The sequence below is a fragment of the Actinoallomurus liliacearum genome, from assembly GCF_039542035.1.
Classification (GTDB): Bacteria; Actinomycetota; Actinomycetes; order Streptosporangiales; family Streptosporangiaceae; genus Actinoallomurus; species Actinoallomurus liliacearum.
Genome location: NZ_BAABHJ010000008.1, coordinates 313,976 through 334,455, shown reverse-complemented (window position 1 = coordinate 334,455; position 20,480 = coordinate 313,976). Strand labels below are relative to the sequence as shown.

Below are 20,480 nucleotides of genomic sequence, written 5' to 3'. Positions count from 1 at the left end.
AATAGCGGCTTCAGTCGATGAGGCGGCGGCGCATGCCGCGGACGGCGAGCATCCACATCAACGCCGCGAACAGCGCGAGCGCGCCCACGTGGCCGAGGTCCGTCAGCGGCCGGAGGCCGAACACGGCGTGCCGGACCAGCTCGACGCAGTGGTACAGCGGGTTGACGCGCGCCACCGTGTGGGCCCAGGCCGGCAGCGCGCTGATCGGGAAGAACGTGCCCGCGACCAGGAACAGCGGGGTCAGGATCCCCGTGATCACGTAGTCGAAGCTGTTGATCGACGGGACCACCGTGGACGTCCACACGCCGAACAGTGCGAACCCGGTCGCGGTGAGGATCGTGACCACCGGTACGGCGAGCATGCCGACGGAGGGGCGCAGGCCGAAGACCATCGCGACCAGCAGCGGCACGCAGGAGAACAGCCCGCTCTTGACGGCGATCCACGACGCCTCGCCGGCCACGAGCTCGTGCACGTCCACCGGCGCCGCCAGCATCGCGTCGTAGGAGTGCTGGTAGATCCGGCGGATGTAGGTGTTGAACATCCCCGGGAACACCGACGTGAACAGCGCGGCCGTGGCCACGACCCCCGTACCGACGAAGTCGACGTAGCGGTAGCCGGCGACGCTGCCCAGGAGCGATCCGAAGCCGAAGCCGAACGCCAGCAGGTAGAAGGTCGGCTCGACGGTCGAGGCGAACGACGAGGAGGTCCAGTAACGCCGGAAGAGGGCCAGCTCGTGCCGCCAGACGCCGCGCACGGGCGCCCACTCGAACCGGCGGAGTCTCGTGTCAGCCACCGTTGTCTCCGGTCAGGACGACGAACACGTCTTCGAGGCTGGCCGCCCGCCGTACGACCCGGTCGCCGTCGCCGAGCGCGGCGGCCAGCGACGGCGGGATGTGCTCGGCCCGCAGCACCGACACGGTCGGGCCGGTGCGGCGGGTGGGCAGGCCGGCCTGGCGTACGAGCGCCTCGATCTCCGCGAGCCGGTCGGGCGGGCCCTGGTGCTCCTCGACGCTGTCGCCCGCGTGGTGGGCGATCAGGTCGCCGGGCGTGCCCTGCGCGACGATCCGGCCGTCCGCCATCAGCGCGCAGGTGTCGGCGAGGCGTTCGGCCTCCTCGATGTAGTGGGTGGACATCAGCACGGTCGTGCCCTCGTCGCGCAGCGCGGCGATCAGGCCCCACAGATCGGCGCGGACCTGGGGGTCGAGGCCGACGGTGGGCTCGTCGAGGAGGACGAGCCGCGGGGAGTGCACGAGCCCGCGGGCGACGAGGAGCCGCCGGCGCATGCCGCCGGACAGGTTCACGACGCGGGTCCTGGCACGCTCGGTGAGCCGGGCGATCTCCAGGGCGCGGTCGACGGCCCGGCGCCGCCCGGCCCGGGGGACGCGGTACAGGTGCGCGAAGACCTCGAGGTTCTGCCGGACGGTGAGCTCCTCGTCGAGGTTGTCGGTCTGCGGGACGACACCCATGAGCGCCCGCGCCTCCTTCGACTCGGCCGGGACGGGGTGGCCCAGGACGGTGATGGCGCCCTCGTCGGCGCGGGACTGGGCGGTCAGCATCCGCATGGTGGTCGACTTGCCGGCGCCGTTCGGGCCGAGCAGGCCGAGGCAGACCCCGGTCGGCACGTCGAGCGTGAGGCCGTCGACCGCGGTGATCTGCGATCCGTCCTTGTCGCGGTACCGCTTGACGACGTCGCGCAGGGTGATCGCCGGGAGGTCCGCCATGGTCTCCACGGTACGAACCGTCCACAACGCCGCGCCAGCGAATATCGTCGAGCCGTGGAGTTGCCGTGGAGACCGAACGACCAGCACGTGCCGGCGCGTGACCTGCGCGCCTCCGACGCCGACCGGGAGCGGGTCGTCGCGCTGCTGCGCGACGCCCACGGCGACGGCCGGCTCACCGTCGACGAGCACGCCGAGCGCGTCGAGGGCGCCTACTCCGCCCGTACGCTGGGCGAGCTGACCGCGCTGACCGCCGACCTGACCACCCCGGAGCAGCAGCCGATCCAGGTCGGGGACCGCCCGATGGTCGCGCTGTTCGGCACGGTACGGCGCGGCGGGCGCTGGGTGGTCCCGGTCACCCTGCCGGTGTCCGCGCTCTTCGGCACCGTGGAGATCGACCTGCGGGAGGCCCTGCTGCAGCGCCGGCACGTCGTCGTACGGGCGGCGATGCTCGGCGGGCGGCTCCGCCTCGTGGTGCCGGAGGGAGTGCGGGTGGAGTTCACCGGCCGGTCCGTCCTCGGCTCGCGGGACCTGCGGGTGCGGCCGCCGTACGAGGACGACGGCCCCGTCGTGGAGGTCAGTGGAGTGGTCGTGCTGGGGTCCGTCAACGCCCGTACGCCCAAGCGCCGTCGCCGCTGGTCGCTGAGCCGCCGCCGCCCGTGATCCCGTTGCAACACGGAGATCAGCAGGTCACGGGCGCTTCGGTAACGGTTAAGACTCCTACCTCCCTCTCCTCTTGAACTGGTACGGACCAGCTCCTATCGTTCCTTGCGATGCGCGATTTTGCTCAATGAGCGCGTAAATCGTGCACAACCTTTCATGCTGCGTGAAAGGAGGCGGCGGCGGGAGCCGCAGCAGAGCTGTGCCACGCCAAACGGCTGCTCGGAGGTGACGGGCTGAGGGGCCGGGCCGGGGGGTTGGCGAACCCATAAGACAGTGACCCGGGGACGTCGCGCGCACCCGCGTGGACCCGGAGCCGAAGCAAAAGCAGAAGGCGGGGACAGGTGAAACGGCATCTCACGGGCGCCATCGCCGCGGGTCTTACGGTGGCCCTCGGTCTGACCGGTTGCAGCAAGGGCAGTTCCTCCGGCGGCGGCGGTGACAACAAGACGATCAGGTTCGTCGCCGCGATCTACGACGACAAGACCAAGGGTCTCTGGGACAGTCTGATCAAGACGTTCGAAGAGCAGAACAAGGGTTACAAGGTCAACCTGGAGATGGTCGACTGGACCCAGATGGACGCCAAGGTCAAGACCTACGTCCAGACGAAGCAGACGCCCGACATCCTGAACTACAACGCGTTCGCCGACTTCGCCCGGGACGGTCTGCTCTTCCCGGCCTCGGACGTGCTGTCGCCGCAGGTGTCGAGCGACATCCTCCCGTCGTTCATCGACGGCGACAAGTACAAGGGCACGCAGTACGCCGTGCCGCTGCTGTCCAGCGTCCGGCTGTTCTTCTACAACAAGGACGTCTTCAAGAAGGCCGGCATCGACACCCCGCCCAAGACGTGGGACGAGGTGCAGTCCGATGCCCAGAAGATCAAGGACAAGGTGAAGGGCGTCTTCCCGCTGGGCCTGCCGCTCGGCGCCGAGGAGTCCCAGGCCGAGTTCTTCATGTGGGCGATGAACAACGGCGGCGGCTACGTCGACCAGTCCGGCAACTGGTCGATCGACAGCCAGGCCAACGTGGACACGGTCAACTACCTCAAGGGCCTGACCAAGGGCGGCCTCACCCAGCCGAACCCGGAGACGACCGACCGTAAGGACGTCTTCAACGAGTTCGCGCAGGGCAAGATCGGCATGCTCAACGGCGCGGTCTTCATGCCCGCGGGCTTCATCAACAAGGTCAACGCCAAGCTGCCGTACGGCATCGCGCCGCTGCCCAGCAAGAGCGGCACGACGTCCAACACGCTCGGCGTGCAGGACTTCCTGGTGGCGTTCAAGAACAACGGCGGCAAGAAGAAGGACGCCGTCTCGAAGTTCCTGAACTTCTTCTACCAGGCGAACAACGTGGCCAACTTCCAGAAGGAAGAGGGCTTCCTCCCGGTGACCAAGTCGGCGGGCGACGTGATCGCGAACGCGGTGCCGTACGACAAGCCGTTCATCGACGCGCTGCCGAACGCGAAGTTCTACCCCACGGGCAACGCCGCCTGGGGACCGCTGGCGAACACGATCAAGGAGAAGCTCGGCACCGCCATCACCGGCGACCCGAAGAGCGTCCTGAGTGAGCTCCAGCAGACCGCGCAGAAGAACGGCTGACGGACGACCCGTGCACGACACCATCGAGGCGCAGGGCGCCGGGGCCACCACCCCGGCGCCGGCGCCGCCGTCGACGAGCGCCCTCCGCCGGTTCGGCCGGGCGCTCGGCCCGCTTCCGTGGATCGGCCCCGCCGTCATCCTGATCGCCGCCGTGGTCCTGTGGCCGGTGATCGAGATGGTCCGGACGTCACTGCTGAGGATCAGTTCCTCCGGTGCGACGCTCGGCACCCGCGGGACCGGCAACTACCGTGACCTGTTCGACGAGTCCGACCTCGTCAGCGTGCTGCTGCGGACCGTGGTGTGGGTGGTCGGCGTCGTCCTCGTGACGATCGTGGTGTCGCTCGCGCTCGGGCAACTGCTCAACGCCCGCTTCCCGGGACGGCGCCTGGTGCGCTGGGCGGTCATCGTGCCATGGGCGGCGTCGGTGCTGATGACCGCGCTGACGTGGAAGTGGATGCTCAACTACTACTACGGCATCGTCAACAAGGTCCTGCAGGGCGTGGGAATCATCGATCACCCGGTGAACTGGCTGTCCCACCCCGCGCAGGCGATGATGTGGATGATGTGGGTGGCGGTGTTCGTCTCGCTGCCGTTCACCTCGTTCGTCATCCTGGCCGGTCTGCAGACGGTCCCGGACGAGGTGTACGAGGCGGCGCGCGTCGACGGCGCCGGCCGCGCGCGGACGTACTTCAGCATCACGCTGCCGCTGCTGCGACCGTCCCTGCTGGTCGCGGCGATCATCAACGTGATCAACGTCTTCAACTCGTTCCCGATCATCTACGCGATGACCGGCGGCGGGCCCGGGAGCAAGACCGACACCAGCACGACCTTCATGTACAAGCTGGCCTTCACCGGGAGCGGCGACGTCGGAGAGTCCGCCGCGATGGCGGTCGTGAACTTCGCGCTGATCCTCATCCTGGTGCTGGTCTACCTGCGGGTCGTCGGCTGGCGCGGGGAGGCACAGTCATGAGCAGCCCGAGCCCCGCGCGCCGGGAAGGCGGGCCGTCCACGATGGCCCGCCGGGCCAAGGTCGCGATCCTCGCCGGCGTCGGCTACCTGGTGGCGTTCGTCTTCATCGCGCCGTACCTGGAGATGGCGCTCACCGCGCTCAAGCCCGACCGCGAACTGACCGCGTCGCCGACCACGCTCCTGCCGAAGCACTGGGACTTCGCCAACTTCGTCAACGTGTGGAAAGCGGCGCCGATCTGGAAGAACATGCAGGTGTCGCTCATCGTCGCCGCCGTGGCGACGTTGATCGCACTGGCGGTCGCGCTGCCGGCGGCGTACTACACCGCGCGCCACCGGTTCCGCGGGCGCGGCGCGTTCCTCCTGCTGGTACTCGTCACCCAGATGTTCGCGCCGACCGCCCTGGTGATCGGCATCTACCGCGAGATGGTCGCGCTCAACCTGACCGACACGCTGTTCGGGCTGATCCTGGTCAACGCCGCCTTCAACCTGCCGTTCTGCGTGTGGATCCTGCACGGGTACTTCTCCAGCATCCCGAAGGCGCTGGAGGAGGCCGCCTACCTGGACGGCGCGGGCAAGGTCAAGGCGCTGACCCGGGTGACGCTGCCGCTGTCCCTGCCGGGTCTGGTCACCGCGGTGATCTACACCTTCATCGGGGCGTGGAACGAGTACGTCGTCGCCCTGACGATCACGTCCTCGCCCGACCGGCAGCCGCTGACCGTGGCCGTCCCCGGATTCGTCACGTCGTACCAGCAGCACTGGCAGTACCTGTTCGCGACCTCGCTGATCGCGATCGTGCCGGTGGTCATCCTGTTCGTCTTCATCGAGCGCTACCTCATCGGCGGCCTCACCGCCGGCTCGGTGAAGTAGCCCCCAAGGGCAAGAGGCGGGGGCCACGCGGCCCCCGCCCGATCGCCTCAGCCGGCCGCGTCGAAGTCGATCGCGGAGTAGGCGCGCAGCTTGGACAGCCTGTGCTCGCTGTGGATCCGGCGGATCGTCCCGCTGCGCGAGCGCATGACCAGCGAGTGCGTGGACGTGATCCCCTTGCCGTAGCGGACGCCGCCGACCAGTTCCCCGTCGGTGATGCCGGTCGCGGCGAAGAACACGTCGTCGGAGGCCACGAGGTCGTCCGTCGTCAGGACGCGTGACAGGTCGTGGCCCGCGTCGATCGCCTTCTGCCGCTCCGCGTCGTCCTTCGGCCACAGCTTGCCCTGGAGCACGCCGCCGAGAGACTTGATCGCGCAGGCCGCGATGATGCCCTCCGGCGTTCCGCCGATGCCGAGCATCAGGTCGATGCCCGTGCCCTCGCGGGCGGCCATGATCGCGCCGGCCACGTCGCCGTCGGTGATGAACTTGATCCGCGCGCCCGCCTCGCGGATCTCCTTCACGATGCCCTCGTGCCGCGGGCGGTCGAGGATCACGACGGTCACGTCACCGGGGGAGGAGTGCTTCGCCCGCGCGACGGCGCGGATGTTGTCGGCCACGGACGCCTCGATGTCGACGACGTCCGCCGCCTCCGGCCCCGTCGCGAGCTTCTCCATGTAGAAGACGGCGGACGGGTCGTACATCGTGCCGCGGGGACTGACGGCGATCACGGCGATCGCGTTGTTCATCCCCAGCGCCGTCAGCCGCGTCCCGTCGATCGGATCGACGGCCACGTCACAGTCGGCGCCGCTGCCGTCCCCCACCTGCTCGCCGTTGAACAGCATCGGGGCGTGGTCCTTCTCACCCTCGCCGATCACCACGACGCCGTTCATCGAGACCGTGTTGATGAGCTGGCGCATGGCGTTCACGGCGGCCCCGTCGGCGCCGTTCTTGTCGCCGCGGCCGACCCACCGGGCAGCGGCCATCGCCGCCGCCTCCGTCACGCGTACCAACTCCAGGGCGAGGTTGCGGTCCGGGGCGTGGGCCTCGGTGGTCAGCGGGGACGATACGGTCGTTTCTTCAGTCATGGCGATGTGGGCCTTTCCTGGCGGGCTTTACCTGACGGGTCACCCGGACGGGTCTCCTTCGATCGTATTTCCGAGCAGACAGGGCGTAATCTAGGGCCGTCATGAGCAGCGACATCGAGTGGCAGGCCGACGAGCGGCCGACGCGGGCCGGTGGGCCGGCCGTGGGGTGCTCCCGCGGCGTGCCGTCCGTACGGCGCGTGTTCGGCGTGCCTTCCACCCCACGAGGAGCGCGTCAGTGAGCGTCGAACCCGTTTCGCGGATGTCGGATCGTGGTGCCGCCACGCGGAGCGCGCTGCTGGCGGCCGCCCGCGAGGTGTTCTCCGAGGCCGGGTTCGCCCAGGCGGCGGTCACCGACATCGTCGCCAAGGCGGGGGCCAGCGTCGGCAGCCTCTACCACCACTTCAGCGGCAAGGCCGATCTCTACCTGACGCTCTTCGGCGAGTTCCAGTCCCGTCAGCAGGAGCGCACCCGGGAGGCCGTCCACCGGGCCCGTGACCTGGGTGAGTCCGACCCCATGCGGATGTTCATCGCGGGGGCGCGCGCCTACCTCGACGGCTGCCTCGCCGAGCCCGACCTGTCCCGCCTGTTCGTGTCCGGCGACGGGCCGCCCGGGTTCGACCGGGTGCTGCGCGACCGGCTGCGCACCTGGGCGCGGCGCAACGCCGCGCTGTTCGAGACCGGCGACGGCGATGTCGACGAGGCCCTCGTGGTCGTGCTGACCGGCGCCGTGTCCGGCGCGGTCTCGGAGGTGGCGCTGTCGGAGGACGATGAGGCGTCCCGGCGGCTGGCCGACGACGTGCTGGCGATCATCTCGAGTATGGAGAGCCGCCGTGAGCGAAAGCCGTGACGCGGCCCGGACGCCGGTGAGCGAGGCGGAGCCCCCGGAGGCGTCCGAAACCCAGAACCGAGAGGCGTCCCGAGCCGAGGAGGCGTCCGCCGCGCGGTCCTCGGAGTCGTCGGGTGCGGGCGGTGCCGAGGCGGCCGCGGGTGTCCCGGCCGGCGAGGGGCCGATCGTCGTGTCGCCCTCGGTCTACCGGCGGCTGACGTCCGGGGTGCCGGGCTTCGCGATGGCGATGCTCTCCTGCCTGGTGGTGGTCGGGTTCGTCCTGCTGGTCACTCCCCGGCGCAATCCGAACGCCATCCCGCAGGCCGACTACCACGGCGATCTGAACGGCCTGGTGGCGATCGCGCCGTTCACCGTGCAGGCGCCCCAGGGGCTGGACCCGAAGTGGTATCCCACCAGCTCGCGGCTGAGCGGCCGGGCGAACGGCCCGATCGGCTGGCACCTCGGGTACTACACGCCGGGCAAGCAGTACGCCGCGCTCGAGGAGAGCAACGAGCGGCCGGACGGCAGCGACGGTTTCGTCGCCCGCATGACCAGCCAGGGCAAGCCGGACGGCTCGCTCCAGGTGGCCGGGGCGGCGTGGGACAAGACGCTCCGTAAGGACAAGAACCAGCGGTCGCTCGTCCGGCGGCTGCCCGGCGTCACGCTGGTCGTCACGGGTACGGCCTCGTACGAGGAACTCGCCACGCTCGCGGGCTCCCTTCGACCCCAGCCGAAGGCGTCTCCAGGGAAGTCCGAAACCCCGCGATAAGTCGGGAGATTCGGGTAGCTTGGGGATCATGGGGAGCCCAGTGATCGTCGCGCTTGCGAGATGCCGTGCAGGCACGCGCCTCCCCCTGAGGACGTACAACGGTGGACTCCTCATTCTCCGACCATGAGGTGCCGCCGGACTCCACCGGAGCGGCGCCGTCCTCCGCGGGCGGGCGCGAACGCGCGAGCGTGGCGGCGGCCGTAGCCCTCGTCGTCGGTCTCGCGCTCGGCGGCGGAGGCTGGCTCGTCTACCGGAACCACACCGCCTGCCAGGACCGGTCGCTCACCGTGACGGCCGACCCGGCCATCGCGGCGGTGATCACCGAGGTCGCGGTCCGCTACAACAAGGCCCGCTGCGCCGACGTGAACGTCGTGACCGGTGACTCCGCGCAGACGGCGCGGCTGCTCGCGTCCGGCGACAAGGCCGCCGACGCCCGGCCCGACGTCTGGATCGCCGACTCCTCGCTGTGGTTCGACGGCGTCAAGAGCCAGGCGGTGCGGTCCGCGCCGTCCGTGGCGTCGTCTCCGGTGGTGTTCGCCATGACACCGGAGAACGCCCAGCGTTACGGGTCGCGGCTGGCGAGCCGGGGATGGGGCGCGTTCACGACCGGCGCCTACAGCCTGCGCCTGCTCGACCCGGTCCCGTCCGCGACGGCGATGACGTCGCTGCTCGCCCTCTCGTCCGCCGCGGGCGGCGGGTCCGGGGGCCTGCAGACGTTCAGCCGCATGCTGCAGGGCGTCAAGCCGTCGTCGGACGTCACGGATGCCATCGCCGCCCTCGCCGACCAGGGCAGGCCGCCCGTGCTGCCGCTCGCGGAGCAGACCATCTGGCGGCAGCGGCAGGAGGGACGCCAGGTCGCCGCGGTGTACCCGGCGACGGCACCGACCCTCGACTTCCCGTACGCCGTCCTCACCACCGACCGGGAACGCGGACGGGTCGCGGCGGGCCTGCTCGACGCGCTGCGCTCCGCCGGCGGCGTGGCCCGCCTGCACGCCGCCGGACTGCGCACCCCGGCCGGCGACGCGGGCAGGCCGGCCTCCTCCGGACTGCCCGCCGCCGCGCCGCGGGCACTGCCCGTGGTCCGCCCGGGAGCGGCGCTCGCCATGCGCGGGACCTGGGAGAAGATGCAGCAGGGCCTGCGGGCCATCGCGCTGATCGACGTGTCCGGCGCGACGCTCGCCCGGATGGGGCCTCGGACGCGCGTGCAGGTGATGACGGGGGCGCTGAGCAACGGCCTGTCGCTGCTGGAGGACGACACCGAGTTCGGACTGTGGTCCTTCCCCGCCCGCGGGCGCCCGTACCAGCGGCTGGTCGAGACCGGTCCGTTGCGGGAGCTCGCCCCCACCGGAACCCGCCGGGCCCGGCTGCTCCAGCGGATCGACCGGCTGCGGGCGAAGGGGGGCAGGGACGGCGGCATGTACGACGCCATCCTCGACGCCTACCGTGAGCTGTCCCAGGGATACCGGCCCGGAATGCTCAACGAGATCCTCGTGCTGACCGGCGGCGCCTCCGGCAGCCGGGACGGCCTCACGCTCGACCGGCTGGTCGCCGAGCTGAAGAAGGACTTCGACCCGGAACGCCAGGTCAACATCACCCTCATGGCGTTCGGGGACGGCGTCGACATGAGGCCCCTGCGGAAGATCGCCGAGGCGACGGCGGGCGCCGCCTACTCCATTCGGAACGACCAGCAGATCATGACCCTGTTCCGCTGCGCCGTCGCCCTACGCGTCGACGAAGACCTGCCCTGCCCGCGCTGACCATGAAGGCCACTCTGACCTCGCGGCTCTACGTCACGGTCCGGCTGTTGATGTACGCGCGTCTGCTGCTGCTCGCGATGGCGGTCGTCCTCGTGCCGAGCGTGCGCTTCACCTGGGCGGTGCTCGTCCCCATGGGCGCCGTGGCCGTGATCTCGGTCACGGTGGCACAGCTGACGGGCCGGCTGCTGCCGATGCTGGCCCGCAGGCCGCTCATGCTGGCCCTGGACGCCGCCGTGGCCTACCTCGTTCTGGAGTCCGCCGGCGCCTTCGGCCCGTTCTTCCTCTTCAGCGTGGTCACCTCGGCGCTGGCGGGGGTCCTGTACGAGTGGCGGGGCCTGCTGTTCGTGTGCGCGCTGCAGGTCATGCTGTACGACCTGGCCGCCCGGTCGATCCAGAGCGTCGGCCTGCAGGCGGTGGTCGCGCTGCCGGTCTTCTACCCGGTGGCGGGATGCGTCGGCATCGCCGTGCACCGGCTGCTCCAGCAGTACGCCGAGGCCGAGGAGGCCCGCCGCGAGGCCGAGGTGGTCGCGGCGTCCGCGGAGGAACGCCTGAGGCTCGCCCGCGACATGCACGACTCGCTGGCCAAGACGCTGCACGGAGTCGCGCTGTCGGCGGCCGCGCTGCCGGCCTGGGTGCGCAAGTCCCCGGCGCGCGCCGAGCAGGAGGCGGAGAACATCGCCGCCGGACTGAAGATCGCGCTGGCCGAGGCCAGAGAGCTCATCGGCGGCCTGCGGGACGGCGACCAGAGCCGCCCGCTGGCCGAGGCCGTCCGGCGAATGACGGCGGACTGGGCGGCGAGCACCGGGATCACGGCGGAGGTCGGCGCGACCGCCGACGTACGCCTACCGCCCGCGTGGCGAGCGGAGACGCTGGCGATCCTCAAAGAGGCGCTGACCAACGTCGAACGCCACGCCGCCGCCGCGACCGTGCGCGTCACCCTGACGGCGGACGACCGCGGCGTGGAGCTGTCCGTACGGGACGACGGCAGGGGCTTCGCCTGCCCGCCCGCCATGGCCGACCTGACGACCGCGCTGGCGCGGGACGGCCACTACGGCGTCGTCGGAATGGCGGAACGGGCCAGGCGGGTCGGCGGCCTGCTGACCCTGACGTCCGCGCCCGGCAACGGCAGCACGCTCACGGTCTGCCTGCCGGAGGTCAACGGAGTACGGGAGGCGGTTCGATGATCAGCGTCATGGTGGTGGACGACAACCCGGTCGTGCTGATGGGGCTCGTCGCGCTCCTGGAGGTCGCCGACGACGTCGAGATCGTCGCGACGGCCCGTGACGGCCGTCAGGCCATCGATCTGGCCCGGCGACTCCGCCCCGACCTCGTCCTCCTCGACGTGCGCATGCCCGACGTCGACGGCATCCGGGCGGCCGGTCCGCTCTCCGCGATCAGCAAGGTGCTCATGCTGTCGTACAACGAGGACCCCGACTCGATCCGCGACTCCATCCAGGCCGGGGCGTGCGGGTACCTCGTCCACGGATCGTTCTCTCCGGACGACCTCGTCGTGGCGATCCGCGATGTCGTGGCGGGCCGCGCCAACCCGCTGTCCGCGGTGGCGGCCCGGGTCGTGGTGGAGTCCCTGCAGTCCGCGTCCGCCGGCCCACCGCCCGGACGCGGCGGCCTGGGCCTGTCCACGCGCGAGGTGGAGGTCATGCGCCTGATCGCGCAGGGCCGCTCGAACCTGGAGATCGCCGACGGGCTCGTGCTGTCCGAGAAGACCGTCAAGAACCACGTCAGCCGTATCTACGCCAAACTCGGCGTGCGCTCCCGGGCCGCGGCGATCGCCCGCTGGCTCGGCACCGCGAAGTCCTGAGCGCGGGCCGCCGCCGCCATCGCCCCGCCGGACCACATCGCCGAGCTCGGACGACGCGTCCGCGGATCTCGGAGGGCGCGTCGGCGCTTCAGCGGAGTCAGAAGGGCGCGCCCTCCGAGCGCTCCGTGGGCTCGGCGCGCTCGGCCATGGCCGCGGCGAGCCTGGCCCGGGCGCCCTCCAGCCACTCCTCGCAGATCGCGGCCAGCTTCTCGCCGCGCTCCCACAGGGCCAGGGACTCCTCGAGCGTCAGGCCGCCCGCCTCAAGGCGTCGTACGACGTCCGTCAGCTCGTCGCGGGCCTGCTCGTAGGACAGCTCCGGTTTCTCCTCCGCCACGCTCCAACCCTAGAGGTAGTTGCGTCGCGGGCGGTGAGAGACGCCGGTCAGGAGGCCAGGTTCCCGATGATCACGAGCATCCAGAACAGGACGAAGAGCACCGGATAGACGTAGGCGGCCGGCCGCTCGAACACCGAGGGCCCGGGGTCCAGGGGCGCCGGGGCGTTCGCGGTGGCCGGCTGGGGCGCGGGCAGGTTCGCCACCTTGCCGCGGGCGATCAGGTTGAAGAGCAGGAAGAACGGCGTCAGCGCGATCGCGCCGATGCTGCACCAGCCGCCGGCCAGCGTCTTCGTCGTCTGCTTGCGGAACGTCGCCAGGCCGCAGTCCCGGCAGAACGGCCCGCGCGCCGTCCAGATGGTGTGCATGATGACCGCGCCGACGACGCCGCGGAACGTCGCCTCCGCCGCGGGCCCGTTCCCGCAGACACGGCAGGTGATCCCGTTGAACCCGGACGGGGCCCCCATCGGCGCCGCGTAGCCCTGGGCCGGCGCCTGCTGGTACGCCATCGGCTGTCCCTGGTACCCCTGCGCGGGGTACGCGGGCTGCTGTCCCTGGTACCCCTGTGCCGGGTAGGCGGGCTGCTGGCCCTGATAGGCCTGCTGCTGTCCCTGGTAGGCCTGCTGGTAACCCTGGTCGGCCGGGTACGCCCCGGGGTGTCCCTGCGCGGGCGGGTAACCCTGCGGCGCCTGGTAGGGCTGCTGGTACTGCTGCGGTGCGGCCTGCTGCTGGGGGTATCCCTGGTAGGGCTGCTGCCCGTAGGGGCCGGGCTGCTGGTACGGCGGAGGCTGGGTCAACGGGGGTCCTTTTCGCGAGGTCGGGTCCATGCCGCTGTCCGCGGTCGGTCAGCCCGAGGGAAGGTGAGCCAGTGGCAGGAGACCATTTTTGCCACTTATGGGACCTTTGCGCATCCTGTTCCGCCGGAAACGCCTGCTCAGACCGCGTCGACGCGCACCGTGATCCGGCCGTCCTTGAACCGCACCAGCAACTCGTCGTCCTTGCGGACGTCCGCCGCCGCCCGTACGACGGACTCGTCGGGGCGCTGCGCGATCGCGTAGCCGCGCTCGAGCGTGGCCGCGGGGGAGAGGGCGACGAGCCGGGCGCGGGTGTGCGACAGGCCGTCCCCCGCCCGGTCGAGGGCCGCGGCCAGGCAGCGCCGGGACCGGTCCCGCAGGGTCGCGACGCCCTCCGCCTGCCGCTCGATCTCCCGCGCCGGGTCGGCGAGCGCGGGCCGGGAGCGCATGCCCGTCAGCCACTGGATCTCGCGTTCGACCCGCCCGGACAGGCAGCGGCGCCCCCGGTCGCGCAGCTGGCCGATGAGCGCCAGCTGTTCGCGGACGTCGGGGACGGTCTTCTTCGCCGCGTCCGTCGGGGTGGAGGCGCGCACGTCGGCGACGTAGTCGAGCAGGGGCGTGTCCTGTTCGTGGCCGATCGCGGAGACGACGGGCGTGCGGGCGGCGGCGACCGCGCGGACCAGCGCCTCGTCGGAGAACGGCAGCAGATCCTCCAGGGACCCGCCGCCCCGGGCGATGATGATCACCTCGACGTCGGGTGCGGCGTCCAGCCGGTGCAGCGCGTCGATGATCTCGCCCACCGCGTACGAGCCCTGCACGGCGGTGTTCTCCACCGTGAACCGGACGGCGGGCCAGCGGCGCCGGGAGTTCTCCAGCACGTCGCGCTCGGCGGCGGAGTCGCGGCCGCAGATCAGCCCGATCGTCCCGGGCAGGAACGGCAGCGGGCGCTTGCGCTCGGCGTTGAACACCCCCTCGGCGGCGAGGAGCTGCTTGAGGCGTTCGAGCCGGGCGAGCAGCTCACCCACGCCCACGGGCCGGATCTCGAACGCCGACAGCGCGAAGGACCCACGGTTGATGTAGAAGTCCGGCTTGGCGTGCACGACGACCCGCGCGCCGTCGATCACGGCCGGACCCGCGTTGTCGCAGACGGCGCGGGGGCACGTCACCCGCACCGAGACGTTCGCCACCGGGTCGCGCAGCGTGAAGTACACCGTGCCGCCGCGGCGGTTCAGCTCGGTGATCTGGCCTTCGACCCAGATCCTTCCAAGCTTGGCGATCCAGCCGCCCACGAGCTGCAGGACGGTGCGGACCGGGGTGGGCTGCTCGGGTGAGGTCTCCAACGCCATGGCGAAAGCGTAGCCAATACTTCGCCACTCGATATATGGTTCGGTCGCATGAGATCGATGAGCGAGCCCACCTACTTCATCCTGGCGGCGCTCCTCGACGGTCCCCTCCATGGGTACGCGATCATCAAGCGCGCCGAGGAGCAGTCCGGCGGCCGCGTGCGGCTGGCGGTCGGCACCCTGTACGGCGCGCTGGACCGGCTCGCCGGGTCCGGCCTGATCGCCGTCGACCGCGAGGAGACCGTCGGCGGGCGACCCCGCCGCTACTTCCGGATCACCGAGGACGGCGCCGACGCCGTCACCGAGGAGGCACAACGCATGGCACGAGCGGCCAGGATCGTCTTCGGCCGGCCCGGGGCGGCGCCGGCATGAGCGAAAGGAGTGAGCGAATCATGAGGACAGCGCCGCCGCGCGGAGCGGGGGCCGGCCGCGCGGAGTCGTGGTACCGCCGCCTGCTGCGGGCCTATCCGCCCGCCTACCGGGCGGCGCACGGCGAGGAGATCGTCGGGACGCTGCTGGAGGTCTCGGCGGGCAAGGGGAGGCCCTCGATCCGGGAGTGCGCCGGCCTGGTCGCGGGCGGCCTGGCGGCCCGCCTCCGCGAGCGCGCCGCGCAGTCCGGGCCGTGGTGGGCCGACGGCCTCGCCCTGGGCGCGTTCCTGATCGCACTGATCAACCTCTTCGGTGACCTGACGATGGTCGAGGTGGACCGCGGGGGGCCCGACACGGTGTGGGCGATCGGCTCCGCCGTCCTGTTCCTGGCCCTGCTGCGCGGCCGGCTCTGGGTGGCGCTGCCCCTCGTGCTGCTCGAGGCGTACCAGGTCAACCGGTCGCTGATCGGCGGAGACTCGATCCTTGGCGTGGTGCCGAACTTCGGACCCGACTACAGCTCCGGGGAGACGGTCACGCGGTACGGCGCCATGGCGGCCGCCCTGGTCGTCCTCGCGGTCCTCGCGGTACGCCGCTCGTCCAGGCCGCAGAGCCGTTCCTGGTGGTGGGTCGCCGCGCTGGCGACCATGTGGGCGGCCCGGCATGTGCACCTCCCGATGAGTTCGCACACCGAGACGTTCTGTTCCTCGGACACCGACTGTCACGTGACGCGGGTTCCGGACTATTTCCCGGTGGTCGATCTGGCGCGCGCCGGACTGACCATGGTGCTGCTGTCATGCGGGGTCTGGGCGACCGCGGTGACCCGGGATCTGCGCTGGGCGTTGGCCGGGGCGTTCGTCCTCCTGACGAGCAGTGGTCCGTACCTCGCGCTGACCGAGGGCGTCGTCCCGACGACGGTCACGGCCGTCTTCTGGGCCCTGCAGGCCGTGTTGGTGGGGGCGATGGTCGTCACGGCCCGCCGAGGGGCTCGCGAACGGGTCTGAGCCGCCGGGTTCAGCGGGTGCGGAGGGCGTGGCGGGCGAGCGGGGGAAGCGGGACGGCCACGGCGAGGAAGACGGCCGCCACGAGCAGCCAGCCGCCCGCGCCGAAGGCGGCCAGCGCCGCGGTGAAGATCGCCGGTGCGGCGATCTGGACCGTCGCGGTGGCCGCCTCGCTCACCCCCTGGTAGGCGCCCTTGGCCTCCTCCCGCATCAGGGACACCGACAGTCCCCAGCCGGCGGCGACGTACCCTAGTTCGCCGGCGAGGTGGAACAGGGCCGCGGCGATCACGGCGGTCGCGGCCAGGAGGCCGCCACCGCCCGAGGTCGCGGCTAGGAGCACGCAGGCGACCGCGAGCGACACGCCTGCCCACGAGCCGGTGCGGGCGGCGCTCGCGGTCGTCCGCGCCAGCCGGTTGGCGGGCAGTTGAAGGAGCGCGATCCCCACCGAGCTGATCACCACGACCGCGCCGCTCAGGGACAGCGGCAGGCGCGTCGAGTGCGAGATCCACAGCGGCAGTCCGGTCGACAGCATCGCCCAGCACAGCGAGAGGACCGCCGACACCGCCATCACGGCGACATAGGGACGGTCGGCCAGGGCGGTCTGGGCGCTCGGAGCCGATCGCGGCGTGCGCTCGGAGTGCGGCGGTCGTACGGCGGGCTCCGGAACGGCGGCCGTCATGGCGACCAGGACCGCGAAGGTCGCCGCGTTGGCGGCGATGGCCAGGACGTACGCGCCCGGACGGTCCGCCGACTGGACGACGGCGCCGAGACCGGCGCCGACGGCGTAGCCGATGTGCTGGACGACTCGCTGGCCTCCCAGGGCCGCCAGGCGCGCCTCGTTGTCCCGCACCAGCGCCGCGACGAGGGCCGTCCGTACGGCGGTCCCGCCGTTGGAGAGCGCGACGAACGGCACGGTGACCACGAGGAAACCCCAGGTCCCGTGGACCAGCAGGTAAGCGGCCATGGCGGCGCCGCGGACGGCCGTGAGCGCGATGAGGATCACGCGAGGGCTGAACCGGTCGGCCAGGGCGCCGAGCGGAACGGACGCCGCCAGGCCCGCCCCGCCGGCGACGGCCATGCCGACGCCCACGAGCGCCGGCGCCAGGTGGAGCATGCGGGTGAAGTACAGCGCCCAGATCGTGAACCACAGGCCGTCGCCGAGCGCGGAGATTCCCCGTCCCCACAGCAGGCGGCGCAGGCCGACGGCGACCGGCGCGGTGACCTCGGGTGCGGAGACGGCGACCAAGGACAACCACCTTTCACAGAATCATTAATCGTGACGGTAGCCCCCGTGGATGACTTCCGACAAGCACGATTCAGGGTTCGGTGTAAAGTGGGTGCGGCGGAGAGGGGGGTGTCCCATGAGCGGATGGCTGGATCTCGAGAACCCCGTCCTCGCTTCGGTGACCTCGCTCGCACGGGAGCTGGCCGACCCGATCCGCCTCACCGTGCTGCAGGTCCTCGCGGCCGAGGGGCCGCACACCATGAGCCAGCTCGCCGACGCGCTCGAGGTGTCGGCACCTCGGCTCGGCAACCATCTGGCGCGGCTGCGCACCGCCGGACTCGTCGCCGTCGAACACTCCGGCCGGCACGCGACCTACCGAGTGGCCGAGGTGGGGATCGGTGAGGTCCTGGCCGCGCTGTCCCGCTTCGCCGACGGCGGAGCCGCCGACGCCCGCCCGCGTCGCCGGGCGGACGCGCACGGCCTCGCCCGTACCTGCTACGACCACGCGGCGGGCCGGCTCGGCGTGGCGGTGTTCGCGGCGCTGGTCGAGAGGGGAGCCCTCGTGCCGCCCGACGGGCGCACCGCCGAGCTCGCCCTCGGGCCGGACCGATCCGCGTTCGCCGAGCTCGGCGTCGATCCGGACGCCGTACGGGGCGGGCGCCGAAAACTGGCGACGGCCTGCCTGGACCGGACCCGGCGGCTGCCGCACCTCGGCGGCGCGCTGGGCAAGGAGGTCCTCGACGCCTTCGTCGAGCGCGGGCTGGTCGAGCCGCAGCCGGGCACCCGCGACCTCCGGGTGACGGATCGCGGACTCCGTGAGCTGCCGGCCCTCCTGCCCGATCTCGCCACCGCCGTCGGGTGACGGATCACGGATTTCGCTGCGCTTCGGCCGTCGTCTCGGCCTGACGGATCGGCGCGCCCCGGGAATGTCCAGAGTGAGTCGGGACGTTCATATGCTTAGCCAAGCTAACTTAGACTGGCTAAGTAATGAGGAGGGGCGATGACCGACCCGCGGACGCTCGCCGAGCACATCAACCGTGGGCTCCGTGACCTCGTGCTCGTGCTGCGACGGGTGAGCCTCGGGCAGCCGATCACGACCCAGCAGATGGCCGTCCTGGGCTCGCTGGAGGCCGGACCCCGCAGGATGTCCGACCTCGCCGCCGAGCACGGCGTCCGGCTCCCCACGATGACCCGGCAGATCGGGCGCCTGCTGCGGGACGGCCTGGTCGTCCGCGGCCGGTACGCCGACGACGCGCGCGTGGTCACCGTCGAGCTCACGCCCGCGGGCGGGGAGCGGCTGCTGCGGGCCAGGGAACGGCGCATCGACCACCTCACCGAACGACTGATGGCGCTGAGCGAGGACGAGCGGGGGACCATCGAGGCCGCCCTGCCCGCGTTGGCCAAGCTCTTCGCCGACTCCTGAGGAGGACTTTCACCTCGATGAGCGCTACAACCCCCGACTCCCCTGAGACAGGAGGACTCCTCCGTCAGCCGCTGTCCGTGTGGGCGACCGCCTTCGCCGCCGTCGTGGCGTTCATGGGCATCGGCCTGGTCGATCCCATCCTCCCGGCGATCGCGAAGGGGCTCGACGCGACGCAGAGCCAGGTCTCCCTGCTGTTCACGAGCTACTTCCTGATCACCGCGGTGGCCATGCTCGTCACCGGGTTCGTCTCCAGCCGCATCGGCGGAAAGAAGACCCTTCTCATCGGCCTGACGCTGGTCGTCGTCTTCGCGGCGCTGTCCGGCACGTCCGGCTCGGTGGGCGAACTCGTCGGCTTCCGGGCCGGCTGGGGCCTCGGCAACGCGATGTTCGTCGCCACCGCCCTCGCCGTCATCGTCGGCGCGGCCAGCGGCGGCGCCGAGTCGGCGATCATCCTGTACGAGGCCGCGCTCGGCCTCGGCATCTCGACCGGCCCCCTGCTCGGCGCGGTGCTCGGCGGGTGGCACTGGAGGTATCCGTTCTTCGGGACCGCGGCGCTGATGGCGATCGGCTTCGTCCTGATCGCCACGCTGCTCCGGCAGACCGCCAGGCCGGTGAAGAAGACCCGCCTGTCCGACCCGATCCGGGCGCTCGGCCACGGCGGCCTGTCCACGACGGCGTTCACCGCGCTCTTCTACAACTACGCGTTCTTCACGATCCTCGCCTTCACCCCGTTCGTCCTGCACATGGACGCGCACGGCATCGGCCTGGTCTTCTTCGCCTGGGGCGTCCTGCTGGCCCTGTGCTCGGTGTTCGTCGCCCCCGTGCTGCAGCGCAGGCTGGGCTCGGTCCGCGTCCTCCACCTCGCGCTCACCGTGCTGCTCGTCCTGCAGGTCGCGATCGCCCTGTCCGGGCACACCGGGATCATCGTCTTCGTCATCCTGACCGGCGTTCCGATCGGCATCAACAACACGGTCTTCACCGAGGCCGCCATGGAGGTCTCCGACGCGCCGCGCCCGGTGGCCTCCGCCGGTTACAACTTCGTCCGCTGGCTCGGCGGCGCCGTCGCGCCGTACATCGCCAGCAAATTGGGTGAGGGCGTCGATCCGAGCCTGCCGTACTACGCCGGCGCCCTCTGCTGCCTCATCGGCATGGCGGTGCTGTACACGCGCCGACGGCACCTCCGGTCACTGGAGCGGGTGGACATCGACCACACCTTCCAGGACGCTCCCACGCTCGCGCGGCACTGACCGCCCAGACCCGCCCGGACCGCCGTGCTCCGTACGCGGGTCCGGAGCGGGACGGCCGTGGCCGGGTTCCCCCGGCCACGGCCGTCGTCGTCCTCGCTCCAGGTTCCGGAGCGCTCGTCGCCCCGAACCTGTTCCTGCTCGCCTCCGTGTCGCGGTGCCGGTCAGGCCTGGCCGCGGAGCTTGGCGATGCGGTTCTCGTACATGCGCAGGAACTCGGCGCGCGCCGCGTGCGCCCGCTCGTAGTCGCGCAGTTCGTTGACCTGGCGCGCGTTCAGGTTGCGCAGCCGGGCCCGTACAGAGGCGATGGTCGCGTGGTCGTAGTCGGCGACGGGCAGGTCCCGGCCGGCCGTCGTCCCCGCTTCGGCGCTCGGCGCGCTCGCGGTCGCCCCGGAAGCCGTGGTCCGCGTGGGGGGTGCCTGCTCCGGGGCGCGGGTGGCGGGCGTGGCCTTGGCCGGAGAGGTCTTCCGCTCCTTGGCCGGAGCCGTGGACGACGCGGGAGCCTTCGCCGGAGCGGCCTTGGCCCGCGGCGTCCTATTGGCCGCCGGCCGCGTGCGCTCGGCGGCGGCCGACGAGGCGGCTTCCGCCGTCGCCGCCGCGGCGGCCTCGGACGGCCCGGTGGCCCCGGCATCCCCTGTCGGGCCGGCCCCCGGCTTCGCGGGTTTCGGCTCCGCCGCCCCGGCCCGGC

General features: G+C 71.6%; 23 protein-coding genes. 15 read left to right on the top strand and 8 right to left on the bottom strand.

The genetic code is table 11. The features are described 5' to 3' along the window. Window positions 1-10: 10 nt before the first annotated feature. Window positions 11-793, bottom strand: coding sequence for an ABC transporter permease (locus tag ABD978_RS16295; RefSeq protein WP_345354393.1), 783 nt, complete (start codon window positions 791-793; stop codon window positions 11-13). Continuing rightward, entirely contained in the window at window positions 786-1,721 is a 936-nt protein-coding gene (locus tag ABD978_RS16290) for an ABC transporter ATP-binding protein (protein ID WP_345354391.1), read from the bottom strand. The genes ABD978_RS16295 and ABD978_RS16290 overlap by 8 nt, the downstream gene beginning before the upstream one ends. A gap of 54 nt (window positions 1,722-1,775) precedes the next feature. On the opposite strand from ABD978_RS16290, the gene ABD978_RS16285 reads away from it, so the two are divergent. The 4 genes from ABD978_RS16285 to ABD978_RS16270 all read left to right on the top strand — a co-directional run bounded on the left by ABD978_RS16285 (window position 1,776) and on the right by ABD978_RS16270 (window position 5,812). Then, the gene (locus ABD978_RS16285) at window positions 1,776-2,381 is read left to right on the top strand and encodes a DUF1707 SHOCT-like domain-containing protein (RefSeq protein WP_345354389.1); all 606 of its coding nucleotides are present in this window, start codon (window positions 1,776-1,778) and stop codon (window positions 2,379-2,381) included. A gap of 341 nt (window positions 2,382-2,722) precedes the next feature. After that, complete coding sequence (locus ABD978_RS16280) at window positions 2,723-3,976, top strand: extracellular solute-binding protein (RefSeq protein ID WP_345354387.1); 1,254 nt, start codon at window positions 2,723-2,725, stop codon at window positions 3,974-3,976. Between the two features lie 10 nt (window positions 3,977-3,986). Further along, the gene (locus tag ABD978_RS16275; RefSeq protein WP_345354385.1) at window positions 3,987-4,946 is read left to right on the top strand and encodes a carbohydrate ABC transporter permease; all 960 of its coding nucleotides are present in this window, start codon (window positions 3,987-3,989) and stop codon (window positions 4,944-4,946) included. Then, window positions 4,943-5,812, top strand: a complete 870-nt coding sequence (locus ABD978_RS16270) for a carbohydrate ABC transporter permease (protein ID WP_345354383.1) — start codon at window positions 4,943-4,945, stop codon at window positions 5,810-5,812. The genes ABD978_RS16275 and ABD978_RS16270 overlap by 4 nt, the downstream gene beginning before the upstream one ends. A gap of 47 nt (window positions 5,813-5,859) precedes the next feature. Here ABD978_RS16270 and glpX read toward each other — a convergent pair whose 3' ends face one another. Then, the gene (gene glpX / locus ABD978_RS16265) at window positions 5,860-6,894 is read right to left on the bottom strand and encodes a class II fructose-bisphosphatase (RefSeq protein ID WP_345354381.1); all 1,035 of its coding nucleotides are present in this window, start codon (window positions 6,892-6,894) and stop codon (window positions 5,860-5,862) included. A 101-nt stretch (window positions 6,895-6,995) separates the two neighbouring features. Here glpX and ABD978_RS16260 point away from each other — a divergent pair, with 101 nt between their 5' ends. The 6 genes from ABD978_RS16260 to ABD978_RS16235 all read left to right on the top strand — a co-directional run bounded on the left by ABD978_RS16260 (window position 6,996) and on the right by ABD978_RS16235 (window position 12,065). Then, complete coding sequence (locus ABD978_RS16260; protein ID WP_345354379.1) at window positions 6,996-7,133, top strand: hypothetical protein; 138 nt, start codon at window positions 6,996-6,998, stop codon at window positions 7,131-7,133. A 20-nt stretch (window positions 7,134-7,153) separates the two neighbouring features. After that, window positions 7,154-7,741, top strand: coding sequence for a TetR/AcrR family transcriptional regulator (locus ABD978_RS16255; RefSeq protein WP_345355917.1), 588 nt, complete (start codon window positions 7,154-7,156; stop codon window positions 7,739-7,741). Beyond that, window positions 7,725-8,489, top strand: coding sequence for a DUF4245 domain-containing protein (locus ABD978_RS16250; RefSeq protein ID WP_345354377.1), 765 nt, complete (start codon window positions 7,725-7,727; stop codon window positions 8,487-8,489). Before ABD978_RS16255 ends, ABD978_RS16250 begins: the two co-directional genes overlap by 17 nt. Before the next feature lie 101 nt (window positions 8,490-8,590). Continuing rightward, on the top strand, window positions 8,591-10,246 hold the full coding sequence (locus ABD978_RS16245) for a substrate-binding and vWA domain-containing protein (protein WP_345354375.1): 1,656 nt from the start codon (window positions 8,591-8,593) through the stop codon (window positions 10,244-10,246). A 2-nt stretch (window positions 10,247-10,248) separates the two neighbouring features. Next, window positions 10,249-11,430 carry a sensor histidine kinase gene (locus ABD978_RS16240; protein ID WP_345354373.1) on the top strand — a complete coding sequence of 394 codons (1,182 nt, stop codon included), beginning with the start codon at window positions 10,249-10,251 and terminating at the stop codon, window positions 11,428-11,430. After that, complete coding sequence (locus ABD978_RS16235) at window positions 11,427-12,065, top strand: response regulator (protein WP_345354371.1); 639 nt, start codon at window positions 11,427-11,429, stop codon at window positions 12,063-12,065. Before ABD978_RS16240 ends, ABD978_RS16235 begins: the two co-directional genes overlap by 4 nt. A gap of 97 nt (window positions 12,066-12,162) precedes the next feature. Here ABD978_RS16235 and ABD978_RS16230 read toward each other — a convergent pair whose 3' ends face one another. The 3 genes from ABD978_RS16230 to xseA all read right to left on the bottom strand — a co-directional run bounded on the left by ABD978_RS16230 (window position 12,163) and on the right by xseA (window position 14,536). Further along, the gene (locus ABD978_RS16230; RefSeq protein WP_345354369.1) at window positions 12,163-12,399 is read right to left on the bottom strand and encodes an exodeoxyribonuclease VII small subunit; all 237 of its coding nucleotides are present in this window, start codon (window positions 12,397-12,399) and stop codon (window positions 12,163-12,165) included. Window positions 12,400-12,446: 47 nt separating this feature from the next. Next, window positions 12,447-13,193: a hypothetical protein gene (locus ABD978_RS16225; protein ID WP_345354367.1), complete on the bottom strand. Its 747-nt coding sequence runs from the start codon at window positions 13,191-13,193 to the stop codon at window positions 12,447-12,449. 137 nt (window positions 13,194-13,330) lie between these two features. After that, complete coding sequence (gene xseA / locus ABD978_RS16220) at window positions 13,331-14,536, bottom strand: exodeoxyribonuclease VII large subunit (RefSeq protein ID WP_345354365.1); 1,206 nt, start codon at window positions 14,534-14,536, stop codon at window positions 13,331-13,333. A gap of 57 nt (window positions 14,537-14,593) precedes the next feature. Here xseA and ABD978_RS16215 point away from each other — a divergent pair, with 57 nt between their 5' ends. Both ABD978_RS16215 and ABD978_RS16210 read left to right on the top strand, forming a co-directional pair. Continuing rightward, window positions 14,594-14,905: a PadR family transcriptional regulator gene (locus ABD978_RS16215; RefSeq protein WP_345354364.1), complete on the top strand. Its 312-nt coding sequence runs from the start codon at window positions 14,594-14,596 to the stop codon at window positions 14,903-14,905. A 20-nt stretch (window positions 14,906-14,925) separates the two neighbouring features. Further along, window positions 14,926-15,903, top strand: coding sequence for a hypothetical protein (locus tag ABD978_RS16210; RefSeq protein WP_345354363.1), 978 nt, complete (start codon window positions 14,926-14,928; stop codon window positions 15,901-15,903). 10 nt (window positions 15,904-15,913) lie between these two features. On the opposite strand, the gene ABD978_RS16205 is transcribed toward ABD978_RS16210, so the two are convergent. Then, a complete protein-coding gene (locus tag ABD978_RS16205) occupies window positions 15,914-17,146 on the bottom strand; it encodes an MFS transporter (RefSeq protein ID WP_345354361.1) in 1,233 nt (410 codons plus the stop codon). Between the two features lie 115 nt (window positions 17,147-17,261). Between ABD978_RS16205 and ABD978_RS16200 the strand changes: the two genes are divergently transcribed. The 3 genes from ABD978_RS16200 to ABD978_RS16190 all read left to right on the top strand — a co-directional run bounded on the left by ABD978_RS16200 (window position 17,262) and on the right by ABD978_RS16190 (window position 19,795). Then, complete coding sequence (locus tag ABD978_RS16200; RefSeq protein ID WP_345354359.1) at window positions 17,262-17,987, top strand: ArsR/SmtB family transcription factor; 726 nt, start codon at window positions 17,262-17,264, stop codon at window positions 17,985-17,987. A gap of 138 nt (window positions 17,988-18,125) precedes the next feature. Next, window positions 18,126-18,548 carry a MarR family winged helix-turn-helix transcriptional regulator gene (locus tag ABD978_RS16195; RefSeq protein ID WP_345354357.1) on the top strand — a complete coding sequence of 141 codons (423 nt, stop codon included), beginning with the start codon at window positions 18,126-18,128 and terminating at the stop codon, window positions 18,546-18,548. 17 nt (window positions 18,549-18,565) lie between these two features. Continuing rightward, window positions 18,566-19,795: an MFS transporter gene (locus ABD978_RS16190; protein ID WP_345354355.1), complete on the top strand. Its 1,230-nt coding sequence runs from the start codon at window positions 18,566-18,568 to the stop codon at window positions 19,793-19,795. A gap of 161 nt (window positions 19,796-19,956) precedes the next feature. Here ABD978_RS16190 and ABD978_RS16185 read toward each other — a convergent pair. After that, window positions 19,957-20,480: DUF8129 domain-containing protein (locus ABD978_RS16185; protein WP_345354353.1), on the bottom strand; the 524-nt coding region annotated here is incomplete at its 5' end.

Bases quoted from the DNA above. Each gene is read 5' to 3' on its own strand.
- ABD978_RS16290 (WP_345354391.1), bottom strand. From the start codon at position 1,721: ATGGCGGACCTCCCGGCGATCACCCTGCGCGACGTCGTCAAGCGGTAC.
- ABD978_RS16270 (WP_345354383.1), top strand. From the start codon at position 4,943: ATGAGCAGCCCGAGCCCCGCGCGCCGGGAAGGCGGGCCGTCCACGATG.
- glpX (WP_345354381.1), bottom strand. From the start codon at position 6,894: ATGACTGAAGAAACGACCGTATCGTCCCCGCTGACCACCGAGGCCCAC.
- ABD978_RS16260 (WP_345354379.1), top strand. From the start codon at position 6,996: ATGAGCAGCGACATCGAGTGGCAGGCCGACGAGCGGCCGACGCGGGCC.
- ABD978_RS16255 (WP_345355917.1), top strand. From the start codon at position 7,154: ATGTCGGATCGTGGTGCCGCCACGCGGAGCGCGCTGCTGGCGGCCGCC.
- ABD978_RS16240 (WP_345354373.1), top strand. From the start codon at position 10,249: ATGAAGGCCACTCTGACCTCGCGGCTCTACGTCACGGTCCGGCTGTTG.
- ABD978_RS16235 (WP_345354371.1), top strand. From the start codon at position 11,427: ATGATCAGCGTCATGGTGGTGGACGACAACCCGGTCGTGCTGATGGGG.
- xseA (WP_345354365.1), bottom strand. From the start codon at position 14,536: ATGGCGTTGGAGACCTCACCCGAGCAGCCCACCCCGGTCCGCACCGTC.
- ABD978_RS16215 (WP_345354364.1), top strand. From the start codon at position 14,594: ATGAGCGAGCCCACCTACTTCATCCTGGCGGCGCTCCTCGACGGTCCC.
- ABD978_RS16210 (WP_345354363.1), top strand. From the start codon at position 14,926: ATGAGGACAGCGCCGCCGCGCGGAGCGGGGGCCGGCCGCGCGGAGTCG.
- ABD978_RS16200 (WP_345354359.1), top strand. From the start codon at position 17,262: ATGAGCGGATGGCTGGATCTCGAGAACCCCGTCCTCGCTTCGGTGACC.
- ABD978_RS16195 (WP_345354357.1), top strand. From the start codon at position 18,126: ATGACCGACCCGCGGACGCTCGCCGAGCACATCAACCGTGGGCTCCGT.
- ABD978_RS16190 (WP_345354355.1), top strand. From the start codon at position 18,566: ATGAGCGCTACAACCCCCGACTCCCCTGAGACAGGAGGACTCCTCCGT.